We start from the raw sequence: 11,926 nt of genomic DNA, 5'->3' as shown, positions 1-11,926 counted from the left end.
ACTTCCTCATGGATTTGCCCGACAGACGCCGGGCTCCCTGGTTAACTTTTACTTTTTACCAAACCGCTTTTGCTGCTGCCCAGCGGCACTGCACCGCTAAACGGCCTACCATCGATGGCATCGTGGGCGCGTAATGCTTCCGGACGGATCCACCGCTGAACGCGCGTCGGCATATCGAGGCCAATCAGCAGGATAACCACAAAGGTCAGGCTGAAGGAGAGCGAACCCAGCGCGGTTCCCAGATCCAACCGCTGCGCGATCAGCGCACCGAGGATCGGCGCCAGCGCACCGCCAAGCGCACCGACGTTATAGGTAAAGCCCAGCCCCGCCGCACGCTGATCGGTATCGAAATAGCCGCCGATGAGTTTTGGTAAGATCCCGGAGATCCCCTGCCCCAGCATCTGCTGGAAGAAGAGTAAGAAGCCCAGTACCCAGACGTTGGTGCCGCCAATCGCAAACACTGGGATTATCAGTAGTTGCGAAGCCAGCAGGCTACAAACGTAGGCTTTACGGGTGCCCAGCCAGTCGCCGAGGAATCCACCCACGCAGCAACCTACCGCCGCGCCAAAGCCGCTAAAGAACAGCACATTAGCCACGGTGTGTGGGTCATAAGCTAGTTCGGTTTTCAGGTAGGTCGGCAATAACGCCTGAATCGGCCATGAGTAGAGGAAGGCGAACAGCACCACCACCATCAGCATTACCCCGGTTGGCCAGCGTTTACCGCTGCTCTGTACCATAAAGCTGATGAAGATAATGGCGCAGACCAGCCCCAGCAGCGCCACCAGCCCGGCAATGCGCGCTTCACCGGCAAAGCAGTACCACAGCGACGCCCCCGCCACACAGGTCATGATGATGTTCATCACCCGATACTGGCCGCGGTAGAGAATATCGACCATGGTGCGCACCGGCGCTTTACCTTCGTGCTTCTGCTTCCAATCTTCCGCTTCCGGAATGTTTTTACGCAGCCAGAGGGCGAATACGATCGGCACAATGCCGATGAAGAAGAGCGCTCGCCAGCCCCAAACGGGAACCACCAGGCTATAAACTTGCGCCGCGATTACTGCGCCAACGGAGAAACCGGAGATCAGGAAACCACTGGCCTTATTACGCAGCTGCTTCGGCCAGCTTTCGATGACGTAGGTGGCGCTGGAGCCGTATTCCCCCGCCATCCCCATGCCGATAACCAGACGGGCGATAAACAAAGAGGTGTAGCCGGGCGCGAAACCGCAGGCGAGCGTGCCCGCAGAGAAAAGGATAATACTGGTCACCATCGCCAGACGACGGCCGTAGCGATCGCCCATGGCCCCCAGCATCAGACCGCCAAACCAGCGGGAGATAAAGGCGGCGGAAATCAGGCTCGCCGCCTGGATCGTGGTTAAACCAAACTCGCCCTGGACTTCGGTCAGCACCAGCGCAATTAAGACGAAATCAAAACCATCAAGCAAGTACCCCAACCAGGCAGCGGAAAATGCCCGCCACTGTGCCCGGTTGAGATGGCGATACCACGGGATGTTCTGGGTTGTTGTACTCATGGTGAGTCTCCCGCGGTGGGCGATGCCCACGCGCTTTGGTATGAATGAGAGCGGAATTTCCCCTTACCCTCTCCCTTCAGGGAGAGGAGGCCGTCGAGTGCGGTATTAGCCACGCTCCTGCATCAGCTGCTGCGCCAACGCTTTTAATTCCGGTAAGAATTTTTCATCCACCGCCGCAAACGGTTTGCGGCACAGCGGTACGGAAACCACGTCCATGTAATGCAATACCGTTTTCAGTCCGCGGAACACGCCCACTTTGATAAGCAGGTCGATAACCTTATTACACTCACGCTGCAGATCCTGAGCCTTGCCGATATCCCCTTCTTTCAGCGCCTGTACAATCGCCATATAGCGCCACCCCATAATGTTATAGGTGCTGCCGATACCACCGTCCGCCCCCGCCAACAGGCCAGAAGCGAAGATTTCATCGTAGCCGTTGTAGAGCACCAGATCCGGATGCGCGCGGCGGATCTGTTCCATCTGATAAAGATCGCCAGAGGTTTGCTTCAGCGCGCCGACGCCAGGCAACGTCACCAGCGTGTTGATTTGATCCAGCGTTAGTTTTACCCCACTCAGCGCTGGAATGTTGTAGACCACCATCGGCAATCCATCAGCCGAATCGATAATGGCGCGATAGTGATCGCAATGTTCTTCAAAGCTGAACGGGTAATAGAACGGAGTAACAGCGGATACCGCATCGAAGCCATAACGTTTCGCTGCCGCCGCCAGTTGCTGGCTCTCCGCTGTGCTCACGCAGCCGACATGCGCGATCAATGCAATCTTGCCTTTGCCTTCCTCCGCTACGATTTCCAGCACTTCCTCACGTTCAGCCAGGCTCTGGATAAACGCTTCGCCGGTTGAACCGCCCACGTAGACTCCGTCGATACCCTGTTCAATATTAAAGCGCACCAGTCGGCGCAGACTCGCTTTATCAATTTTCTGCTGGGCATCAAAAGGGGTGAGAAGCGCGGGCATCACGCCACGTAAATTGTTAGCCATACATACCTCGTAGTGATATTTAACTGAATTAGCTGTGTACCTTTATACCTGTTATACCAGATAGTTTTTGCAGCAGCGTAATACAGAAAGCTTATTGTGCGATCGACTTCACTAAACCGATCGCTTTTCGAGGATCACTTACGGGATTTTTTGGCTTTGCCGAAGGCGTGCCAGGTGGCAGAAACGCTATTGAGGTGGGCCTGCAGGGCGCGATCGGCTTCTTCCGGATCGTGGGCACGGATAGCTTCGACGATCGCAATATGCTGTTGATAGCTGACGCTATTATGTTCGTGCAGCTCCTGATCCGCCACTTTAGGACGTGCCGCAATCAGCCAATCGAGCAGCGCGACGTGGATCGCCATAAAGATCGGGTTGCCGGGAATTTCCGCCAGCACGCGGTGGAAGTCGACGTCCGAGCGAATAAACTGGGCGTTATCATCCAGCGATTGGCTGTTGATCTCCAGCGCTTTTCCCAGCAGAGCAATCTGTTCATCAGTGGCATGTTCAGCGGCGTAGCGTACCAGACTGGATTCGAAGAACAGACGCAGCTGTTCGAAATGGGCAATGCCGCCGGGATGCGAGAGAAAATCTTTCGCCATACCGGAGAGTTCGCCAATGATGGTGTCCGCCGATGGCCGCGAAACGCGCGCGCGTTCGCCGTTGTTGATCTGTACCAGGCCCTTACGTTTGAGCGCAGCCAGTGCTTCGCGTACCGAGGGGCGGCCAACGTTAAAGAACGCCATCAGCTCGCGTTCGGACGGCAGCTGTCCTTCTTCACCAAATTCACGGCGGCGGATCATCTGTTCCAGCTCTTCTTCCACCATTTCAGACAGCTTTTTGCGTGCCAAAGGGCGGCGACGCAGGCTGTTGCCGATTGTGTCTTCTGAGTTGGAGTCAAATGCGCTCATAGGTACCGTTTAACCTGGGTAGATGGGGAAAATGTACAACGTTTTCATCATATCACAAAAAGTGTAGGGGAAATGAGTGCGGGGATCTGGACGTAGGGCTGAAAAAAAACAGACCCGTTGGGTCTGTTCTTATTACGTTACTTCACGACACGGAGCGCCGGACGGCCACCGCGCGGCGGCGGCGGAGTGTCATCCGGAGAATGGTCATCGTCACTGTCAGGCTTATCGCCATCGATGATCGACATCACCGTTTCGCTTCCAGCGTTTTCCACGTTATCGTCGTTGAAACCTTCAGCGTCTTCATCATAAGCCGCTTCAGCTTCAAACATGGTTCCAGCACCGTTCTCGCGCGCATAAATAGCCAACACGGCTGCCAGCGGGACGGAAACCTGACGCGGTACGCCGCCGAAGCGCGCATTAAAGCGCACTTCATCGTTGGACAGCTCAAGATTGCCCACCGCACGTGGCGCGATGTTCAACACAATCTGACCATCCCGCGCATACTCCATCGGTACGTTTATTCCCGGCTGCATAACATCAACCACCAGGTGTGGCGTCAGCTGGTTGTCCAGCAGCCACTCATAAAACGCGCGAAGCAGATACGGGCGACGCGGAGAAAGCTGTGAAACGTCCATTCAATTAACCCCGGCCAATGCGCATTTCGCGCTCGGCTTCCGTTAAGGACGCAAGGAATGAGTCACGTTCAAAGACGCGCGTCATATAGCCTTTCAGCTCTTTCGCACCAGCACCAACCAGCTCAATGCCCATCACCGGCAGACGCCACAGCAGCGGAGCCAGGTAGCAATCTACGATGCTGAACTCATCGCTTAAGAAGAACGGCTTCTGGGTGAAGACCGGCGCAATGGCCAGCAGCTCTTCACGCAGCTGTTTACGTGCAGCATCAGCCTGAGAGGCAGAACCGTTCATCACGGTATGCATCAGCGAATACCAGTCTTTCTCGATACGGTGCATATACAGGCGGCTTTCACCACGCGCAACCGGATAAACCGGCATCAGCGGTGGATGAGGGAAACGCTCATCGAGATATTCCATAATGATGCGAGATTCCCAAAGGGTCAGCTCGCGATCTACCAGTGTCGGAACGCTTTGATTCGGGTTGAGGTCAATCAGATCCTGTGGTGGATTGTCCTTTTCCACGTGCTCTATCTCAAAACTCACACCTTTCTCAGCCAGCACGATGCGGACCTGATGGCTATAGATGTCAGTAGGACCAGAAAACAGCGTCATTACCGAACGTTTGTTGGCAGCGACAGCCATGAAAACCTCCAGGTATAATCAGAATTTGTACTGCTACCAGCCACAACGGCGGCTAGCCAGACGGTAAGCCTCATCTGCACGTTAGACAACATTCTCGTTCACAAACTAAACAAAAAATGAACAATCGCGCGCATTTGGGCAGAAAATTGGATGATAGTCTACCAGATTTTGAACGACTTGTGGTGAGGGGATTCTGGAAAAGCGGAAAAAGAGCCTGTTAACGCCATTTACGGACATAAAAAAACCCGCCGAGGCGGGTTTTTTCGCAAATTGCCCTCTGCCGAAGCAGAAACCAATTAACGTTTGGAGAACTGAGGACGACGACGTGCTTTACGCAGGCCGACTTTCTTACGTTCAACCTGACGAGCATCACGAGTAACGAAGCCAGCTTTACGCAGTTCGCCACGCAGGGATTCGTCGTACTCCATCAGAGCGCGTGTGATACCGTGACGGATCGCACCAGCCTGACCAGAGATACCACCACCTTTAACAGTGATGTACAGATCCAGTTTCTCAACCATGTCGACCAGTTCCAGCGGCTGACGAACTACCATGCGGGCAGTTTCACGACCGAAGTACTGTTCCAGAGAACGTTGGTTGATAACGATTTTGCCGTTGCCCGGTTTGATGAAAACGCGAGCTGCGGAACTTTTGCGGCGACCAGTGCCGTAGTATTGATTTTCAGCCATTGCCTATAATCCCGATTAGATGTCAAGAACTTGCGGTTGCTGTGCCGCGTGGTTGTGCTCGTTACCTGCGTAAACTTTCAGTTTACGGTACATTGCACGACCCAGCGGGCCTTTTGGCAGCATGCCTTTAACCGCGATTTCAATCACACGCTCAGGATGGCGAGCAATCATCTCTTCAAAGGTCGCTTCTTTAAGACCACCGACGTAGCCAGTGTGACGATAGTACACTTTGTCAGTACGCTTGTTGCCGGTTACAGCAACTTTATCAGCGTTCAGAACGATGATGTAATCACCGGTATCTACGTGCGGAGTGTATTCCGCTTTATGCTTACCGCGCAGGCGCAGAGCCAGTTCGGAAGCCAGACGGCCCAGAGTTTTACCGGTCGCGTCAACAACATACCAGTCGCGTTTTACGGTTTCTGGTTTAGCTGTAAAAGTTTTCATTAAAAGCTTACCCAAATAAATTAGTTACACGTTGGTGAACACCCAAACGTTTAGTCAGATGAGGTTCACACGACATTGTCCAGCAAACCTACCCCTTCGAATAGCCTATGCCGGCACATAGAAAGTTTTGGGAAAAAAACTCTCTCGTAACGTGGGGTCGCAAGAGTATAGAGAAGTCGGGGTCAAAGATCGACCCCTTTATGTGATTTGCGCAGGGTTTTATGCCGGGTCTAGCCTCACGGCATATGCGGGCGCTTCAAATACTCCTCGCTCTGCATCTCCTGCAGGCGCGAGAGGCAGCGCTGGAACTCAAACTTCAGCCGTTCACCCTGATAAATGTTGTATAGCTCGACTTCAGCGCTCACCACCAGTTTCACGTGGCGTTCGTAAAATTCGTCCACCAACGCAATAAAACGCCGCGCTTCGCTTTCCAGCATCGGCGTCATCACCGGCACATCAAACAGCATCACCGTATGGAACAGGCGCGAGAGTGCAATATAGTCGTGCTGGCTGCGCGCATCAACGCACAGGGTCGTAAACGAGACAGCCAGCGTTTGATTCTCTACGCCCAGCGTCGGCAGTTGACGATGGTTAATCTCCAGCGTGGTCTGATTCTGCCGCGAGGTTCCCGCCAACGCCAGCCACAGCTTGTCCATCTGCTGGCGCGTTTCGCTATTGAGCGGTGAAAGCCACAGGTGCGCCTGGGTCAACGTCCGTAGGCGATAGTCGATACCCGCATCCACATTCATGATATCGCAGTGTTCTTTGATAGCCTCAATCGCCGGCATAAAACGTGCCCGCTGCAGGCCGTTACGGTAGAGCTCATCCGGCGGAATGTTTGACGTCGCCACCAGCGTAATGCCGCGGGCAAAAAGCGCTTTCATCAAACCACCCAGCAACATGGCGTCAGTAATATCAGAGACAAAAAATTCATCAAAACAGAGCACGTCGGTTTCGGCTTTAAAGCGTTCCGCCACAATCTCCAGCGGGTCGCTGTGCCCCTGCAATGCCGCCAGCTCTTCGTGCACGCGCAGCATAAAACGGTGGAAGTGCAGCCGCTGTTTACGCGTGCCCGGCAGGCTTTGGTAGAACATATCCATCAGCCAGGTTTTGCCTCGCCCCACGCCGCCCCACATATAAAGGCCGCGAACTGCAGCCGGGCTGTCGTTCTCTTTCTTACCCAGCAGCTTACCAAAGCGCGCCCTCAGTCCACCGCCGGAGGCTGGATTCACTGTTTTGCTTTGAAGTTCCTGGTAAATGACACCAAGGCGGTTTACCGCCTCACGCTGGACATCATCGGGTTGGTGACTGCCCTGTTCGAGGGCCTGAAGATAGCGCGATGTGGGGGACAGGCTTTGCATGATCTAATTGTTATTCCTTTGAAAACCGGTATGTCTTACTTCACGATTGACCAAAAAAAGTCCGTTCTACACTACGCGATGATGCGTCAGGATTCCACTTCTACGGGATTAGCGGTTATAGTGGCACTATCGGGCGTAGGCATGGAGTTGCCGAAGCCGCCAAGACCCTACGGAACAACAAAACAACGGGAGATGTTCATGACCTGGGAATACGCGCTAATTGGGTTAGTCGTCGGTATCATTATCGGTGCCGTGGCCATGCGTTTTGGTAATAGTAAGCTACGCCAGCAGCAAGCGTTGCAGTACGAACTGGAGAAAAATAAAGCCGAACTGGAAGAGTACCGCGAAGAGCTGGTCAGCCATTTCGCCCGCAGCGCAGAGCTGCTTGATAACATGGCGGACGATTATCGCCAGATCTACCAGCACATGGCGAAAAGCTCCAGCAACCTGTTGCCGGGCATGTCGCCTGAAGCCAACCCGTTCCGCAACCGTCTGGCGGAATCCGAAGCGGGTAACGATCAGGCTCCGGTTCAGATGCCACGCGACTATTCTGACGGTGCTTCTGGCCTGCTGCGTAGCGGCGCTAAACGCGATTAATCTGCATTTCAGTTATTTTTTACGGGCGCATGCTATGCGCCCGTCCTCTTCTGCGCACGCCGACTATATTTACTTCAATAACATCAGTCTTTTCGGGAAGCATTGTCCTTATATCCAGGGTCATGAGGGCCAGCATCAATGAGCAAATCGACTTTACTGTTAAGTGCGTTAGCGTTAAGCATCGGGTTATCTCTTGCCGTACCGGCACCGGTGCTGGCATCGCTACCTACGCAGGTTCCCGGCCAGGGCGCACTGCCTAGCCTCGCGCCGATGCTGGAGAAAGTTCTGCCGGCGGTGGTGAGCGTGCAGGTTGAAGGTACCGCGCCGGTCAATCAGCAGGTGCCTGACGAATTAAAGAAATATTTTGGTGACGACGGCGGCAGCACGCCCAATCAACCGACACAGCAGTTTGAAGGCTTGGGTTCTGGCGTCATCATCGACGCTATTAAAGGCTACGTTCTGACCAACAACCATGTGATAAGTGACGCACAGAAGATCAGCGTGCAACTTAACGATGGTCGGGAGTTCGACGCCAAACTTATCGGCAGCGATGACCAAAGCGATATCGCCCTGCTGCAAATCCAGAAAGCCAGCCACCTGACGCAAATCGCTATCGCCGACTCCGACAAACTGCGCGTGGGTGACTTCGCCGTGGCCGTCGGTAATCCGTTTGGCCTCGGGCAGACCGTGACCTCCGGGATAGTCTCGGCGCTGGGTCGCAGCGGCCTGAATCTTGAAGGGCTGGAGAACTTTATTCAGACCGATGCCGCCATTAACCGCGGCAACTCCGGCGGTGCGTTGCTAAATCTGAACGGTGAACTGATTGGTATTAACACCGCCATTCTGGCCCCCGGCGGCGGCAGCGTGGGGATAGGCTTCGCCATCCCGAGCAATATGGCGCAGACCCTGGCTCAACAGCTGATTCAATTTGGCGAAATCAAGCGTGGTCTGCTCGGCATCCGCGGGATGGAAATGACCGCTGATATCGCTAAAGCCTTTAACCTAAACGTCCAGCGTGGCGCCTTCGTCAGCGAAGTTCTGCCGGGTTCAGGCTCAGCAAAAGCTGGGATCAAGTCAGGTGATGTGATTACCAGCCTGAACGGTAAACCGCTCAACAGCTTCGCTGAACTGCGCTCGCGCATTGCCACCACCGAGCCAGGATCCAAGGTCAAACTGGGTCTACTGCGCGACGGCAAACCGATGGACGTGGAAGTTACGCTGGATAAGAGCACTTCGTCGACCGCCAGCGCACAGCTGATTATCCCAGCCCTGGAAGGCGCATCGCTGAGCGATGGCCAGGCGAAAAACGGGACGAAAGGCGTTGTCATCTCGAACGTGGAGAAAGGTAGCCCGGCCGCACAGGTGGGTCTGCATAAAGATGACGTCATCATTGGCGTGAACCGCCAGCCAACTCAGTCGATAGCTGAGCTACGCAAGGTTCTGGAAGCCAAACCGGCGGTGATGGCAGTTAACGTACTTCGCGGCGAGGAGAGTATCTACCTGCTGCTGCGTTAATCCTCGGGAAACCGGACATAGCATGGAATGTATGTCCGGTTAAGTCGTGGTATGCTTCGTCCAGTTTCCTTATCAACGATACCGTTATCATGCTTGTAAAGCTCTTACGTTCGGTCGCACTCGGTTTATTGGTCGGTGGCATACTGATTGCCACCGTCCCTTCTTTACGCCAGTGGAATCCCTTATCCTCCCAGCGCTTTAGCAGCATGGATGAAGCTCCGGCGAGCTACAACTCGGCGGTGCGTCGTGCAGCGCCTGCGGTAGTCAACGTTTATAATCGCAGTTTGAACAGCAGCACCCATAGCCAACTTGAGATTAAGACGCTCGGCTCCGGGGTGATTATGGACGAGCGCGGCTACATCATTACCAACAAGCATGTCATCAATGACGCCGACCAAATTATCGTTGCCCTACAGGATGGCCGCGTGTTTGAAGCGCTGTTGGTGGGATCCGATAGTCTGACCGATCTGGCGGTGCTTAAAATTAACGCGACTGCCGGTCTGCCTGTTATCCCGATTAATCCTGGCCGCGTGCCGCACATCGGCGACGTCGTTCTGGCGATTGGCAACCCTTACAACCTCGGGCAGACCATTACTCAGGGGATCATCAGCGCCACCGGTCGTATCGGCCTCAACCCAAGCGGTCGGCAGAATTTCCTGCAAACCGACGCCTCTATCAACCACGGAAACTCCGGCGGCGCGCTGGTGAACTCGCTGGGTGAACTGATGGGCATCAACACCCTCTCCTTTGATAAGAGCAACGACGGCGAAACGCCGGAAGGGCTGAGCTTTGCTATCCCATTCCAGCTGGCGACCAAGATTATGGATAAGCTGATTCGCGATGGCCGGGTGATCCGTGGCTTTATCGGTATCAGCGGGCGCGAAATTGCCCCAGTCCACGCGCAGGGTGGCATCGATCCTATTCAAGGTATTGTGGTTAACGATATTTCGCCAGATGGCCCAGCCGCACAGGCAGGGATCCAGAATAACGACGTGATTGTCTCAGTGAACGGCAAGCAGGCCGTGTCCGCGCTGGAGACCATGGACCAGGTAGCGGAGATCCGCCCAGGATCAGTGATCCCAGTGGTGGTGATGCGTGATGATAAGAAAATAACGATGCAGGTGACGATTCAGGAATATCCGGCATCAAACTAAGCGGTTAAACAACAAAAGCAAAGGGGCCAATCGGCCCCTTTGTTATACGCTAAGACCTGAGGTCTTATTTATTGATAAACTCTTCACCCAGCTGAATATCTTTGCGCAGCGTCTCCAGCATACCGTTCAGCGCCTGCTCTTCGTAGGCACTCAGTTTGCCAATAGACTGACGCTCTTCAATGCCATTTTTCCCCAGCAGCAGTGGTTGTGAGAAGAAACGCGCATATTCGCCGTCACCTTCAACATACGCACATTCCACAACCCCTTTTTCGCCCTGTAATGCGCGGACTAAAGACAGGCCGAAACGCGCCGCAGCCTGGCCCATTGATAGGGTTGCTGACCCACCACCGGCCTTCGCTTCCACCACTTCGGTGCCTGCGTTCTGGATGCGTTTGGTTAAGTCATTCACTTCTTGTTCGGAGAAGCTAACACCAGGGATTTGCGACAATAAAGGCAGAATGGTCACACCGGAGTGGCCGCCAATCACTGGGACCTCAACATCGCCGCAGTTTTTACTTTTCAGCTCCGCCACAAAGGTATTGGAGCGGATGATATCCAGCGTGGTTACGCCAAACAGTTTGTTTTTATCGTACACGCCCGCCTTTTTCAGCACTTCAGCGGCGATAGCCACCGTGGTATTGACCGGGTTGGTAATGATACCAATGCAGGCTTTTGGCGCGGTTTTGGCAATTTGTTGTACCAGGTTTTTAACAATCCCGGCGTTAACGTTAAACAGATCGGAGCGATCCATGCCGGGTTTACGTGCAACACCCGCTGAAATCAGGACAACATCAGCCCCTATCAGCGCAGGCGTCGCATCTTCACCTGAAAACCCTTTGATTTTTACATCAGTAGGAATATGGCTGAGATCGACTGCCACGCCAGGCGTGACGGGGGCAATATCATACAGAGAGAGTTCTGAACCTGAAGGAAGTTGGGTCTTTAGTAGTAGGGCAAGCGCCTGGCCAATACCGCCGGCGGCACCAAGGACTGCGACTTTCATCCTAAACTCCTTATTATGGTTAATGACATTCAGGTAGCAACCTGTCGTGGACCGCATAACCAACGCAGGAGAGACCTATTGTTACTCCGTTGCGGCGACCTTAATTCACAAGGTAAATAATTACAATCTAATTGCTTACAGAATGCAGCGTCTCCAGCAGCATTGTTGGGACTACTGCACCACTCCCAGAAAAAGGCCTATCTACGAAACCAAATTTTCATCAACTATCGATTACAATATACGCAGCATGTTGCGTAAAACAACAGCAATTTAATAACAATTCATTTACTTTTAACTTATTTAGATCCCGTGATATAGGCATGTTTCTTAGGTCTAATTTTTGCTAAAATTCCGCCTTTCTCTATTCGAATTAGCCTCTTCAGGCAAATTGTTTGCATAAAAATTCACCTATATGCATAATAATGTTAATTTCACCACCATACTCG

12 protein-coding genes are annotated in these 11,926 nt (G+C 53.6%); 3 read left to right on the top strand and 9 right to left on the bottom strand.

Features of this window, described 5'->3' with window-relative positions; genetic code table 11:
• Window positions 1-41 precede the first annotated feature (41 nt).
• The 8 genes from ABOC97_RS05740 to zapE all read right to left on the bottom strand — a co-directional run bounded on the left by ABOC97_RS05740 (window position 42) and on the right by zapE (window position 7,211).
• Complete coding sequence (locus tag ABOC97_RS05740; protein ID WP_349595072.1) at window positions 42-1,532, bottom strand: MFS transporter; 1,491 nt, start codon at window positions 1,530-1,532, stop codon at window positions 42-44.
• A gap of 105 nt (window positions 1,533-1,637) precedes the next feature.
• A complete protein-coding gene (nanA, locus tag ABOC97_RS05735) occupies window positions 1,638-2,531 on the bottom strand; it encodes an N-acetylneuraminate lyase (protein ID WP_349595069.1) in 894 nt (297 codons plus the stop codon).
• Between the two features lie 134 nt (window positions 2,532-2,665).
• Window positions 2,666-3,439: a transcriptional regulator NanR gene (nanR, locus tag ABOC97_RS05730; protein WP_349595066.1), complete on the bottom strand. Its 774-nt coding sequence runs from the start codon at window positions 3,437-3,439 to the stop codon at window positions 2,666-2,668.
• A gap of 137 nt (window positions 3,440-3,576) precedes the next feature.
• Complete coding sequence (gene sspB / locus ABOC97_RS05725) at window positions 3,577-4,074, bottom strand: ClpXP protease specificity-enhancing factor (protein ID WP_349595063.1); 498 nt, start codon at window positions 4,072-4,074, stop codon at window positions 3,577-3,579.
• A gap of 4 nt (window positions 4,075-4,078) precedes the next feature.
• The gene (gene sspA, locus ABOC97_RS05720; protein ID WP_234505836.1) at window positions 4,079-4,717 is read right to left on the bottom strand and encodes a stringent starvation protein SspA; all 639 of its coding nucleotides are present in this window, start codon (window positions 4,715-4,717) and stop codon (window positions 4,079-4,081) included.
• A 296-nt stretch (window positions 4,718-5,013) separates the two neighbouring features.
• On the bottom strand, window positions 5,014-5,406 hold the full coding sequence (rpsI, locus tag ABOC97_RS05715) for a 30S ribosomal protein S9 (protein WP_000829815.1): 393 nt from the start codon (window positions 5,404-5,406) through the stop codon (window positions 5,014-5,016).
• 15 nt (window positions 5,407-5,421) lie between these two features.
• Window positions 5,422-5,850, bottom strand: a complete 429-nt coding sequence (gene rplM / locus ABOC97_RS05710; RefSeq protein WP_052284015.1) for a 50S ribosomal protein L13 — start codon at window positions 5,848-5,850, stop codon at window positions 5,422-5,424.
• A 236-nt stretch (window positions 5,851-6,086) separates the two neighbouring features.
• On the bottom strand, window positions 6,087-7,211 hold the full coding sequence (gene zapE / locus ABOC97_RS05705; RefSeq protein ID WP_349595050.1) for a cell division protein ZapE: 1,125 nt from the start codon (window positions 7,209-7,211) through the stop codon (window positions 6,087-6,089).
• Between the two features lie 198 nt (window positions 7,212-7,409).
• Between zapE and zapG the strand changes: the two genes are divergently transcribed.
• The 3 genes from zapG (at window position 7,410) to degS (ending at window position 10,477) form a co-directional block, all read left to right on the top strand.
• Entirely contained in the window at window positions 7,410-7,808 is a 399-nt protein-coding gene (zapG, locus tag ABOC97_RS05700) for a Z-ring associated protein ZapG (protein WP_052284013.1), read from the top strand.
• Between the two features lie 138 nt (window positions 7,809-7,946).
• Window positions 7,947-9,323, top strand: a complete 1,377-nt coding sequence (gene degQ, locus ABOC97_RS05695) for a serine endoprotease DegQ (RefSeq protein WP_349595047.1) — start codon at window positions 7,947-7,949, stop codon at window positions 9,321-9,323.
• 89 nt (window positions 9,324-9,412) lie between these two features.
• On the top strand, window positions 9,413-10,477 hold the full coding sequence (gene degS / locus ABOC97_RS05690) for an outer membrane-stress sensor serine endopeptidase DegS (RefSeq protein WP_349595045.1): 1,065 nt from the start codon (window positions 9,413-9,415) through the stop codon (window positions 10,475-10,477).
• A 64-nt stretch (window positions 10,478-10,541) separates the two neighbouring features.
• On the opposite strand, the gene mdh is transcribed toward degS, so the two are convergent.
• Window positions 10,542-11,480 carry a malate dehydrogenase gene (mdh, locus tag ABOC97_RS05685; RefSeq protein WP_349595042.1) on the bottom strand — a complete coding sequence of 313 codons (939 nt, stop codon included), beginning with the start codon at window positions 11,478-11,480 and terminating at the stop codon, window positions 10,542-10,544.
• Window positions 11,481-11,926 lie beyond the last annotated feature (446 nt).

It is taken from the genome of Kluyvera huaxiensis (assembly GCF_040149365.1).
Classification (GTDB): domain Bacteria; phylum Pseudomonadota; class Gammaproteobacteria; order Enterobacterales; family Enterobacteriaceae; genus Kluyvera; species Kluyvera intermedia_A.
This window is presented reverse-complemented; position numbering and strand designations above follow the sequence as displayed.

What these genes read in the sequence shown, in the direction of transcription:
- zapE (WP_349595050.1), bottom strand. Translation starts at nt 7,211, where the DNA reads ATGCAAAGCCTGTCCCCCACATCGCGCTATCTTCAGGCCCTCGAACAG.
- sspA (WP_234505836.1), bottom strand. Translation starts at nt 4,717, where the DNA reads ATGGCTGTCGCTGCCAACAAACGTTCGGTAATGACGCTGTTTTCTGGT.
- zapG (WP_052284013.1), top strand. Translation starts at nt 7,410, where the DNA reads ATGACCTGGGAATACGCGCTAATTGGGTTAGTCGTCGGTATCATTATC.
- rpsI (WP_000829815.1), bottom strand. Translation starts at nt 5,406, where the DNA reads ATGGCTGAAAATCAATACTACGGCACTGGTCGCCGCAAAAGTTCCGCA.
- nanA (WP_349595069.1), bottom strand. Translation starts at nt 2,531, where the DNA reads ATGGCTAACAATTTACGTGGCGTGATGCCCGCGCTTCTCACCCCTTTT.
- degQ (WP_349595047.1), top strand. Translation starts at nt 7,947, where the DNA reads ATGAGCAAATCGACTTTACTGTTAAGTGCGTTAGCGTTAAGCATCGGG.
- sspB (WP_349595063.1), bottom strand. Translation starts at nt 4,074, where the DNA reads ATGGACGTTTCACAGCTTTCTCCGCGTCGCCCGTATCTGCTTCGCGCG.
- degS (WP_349595045.1), top strand. Translation starts at nt 9,413, where the DNA reads ATGCTTGTAAAGCTCTTACGTTCGGTCGCACTCGGTTTATTGGTCGGT.
- rplM (WP_052284015.1), bottom strand. Translation starts at nt 5,850, where the DNA reads ATGAAAACTTTTACAGCTAAACCAGAAACCGTAAAACGCGACTGGTAT.
- mdh (WP_349595042.1), bottom strand. Translation starts at nt 11,480, where the DNA reads ATGAAAGTCGCAGTCCTTGGTGCCGCCGGCGGTATTGGCCAGGCGCTT.
- ABOC97_RS05740 (WP_349595072.1), bottom strand. Translation starts at nt 1,532, where the DNA reads ATGAGTACAACAACCCAGAACATCCCGTGGTATCGCCATCTCAACCGG.
- nanR (WP_349595066.1), bottom strand. Translation starts at nt 3,439, where the DNA reads ATGAGCGCATTTGACTCCAACTCAGAAGACACAATCGGCAACAGCCTG.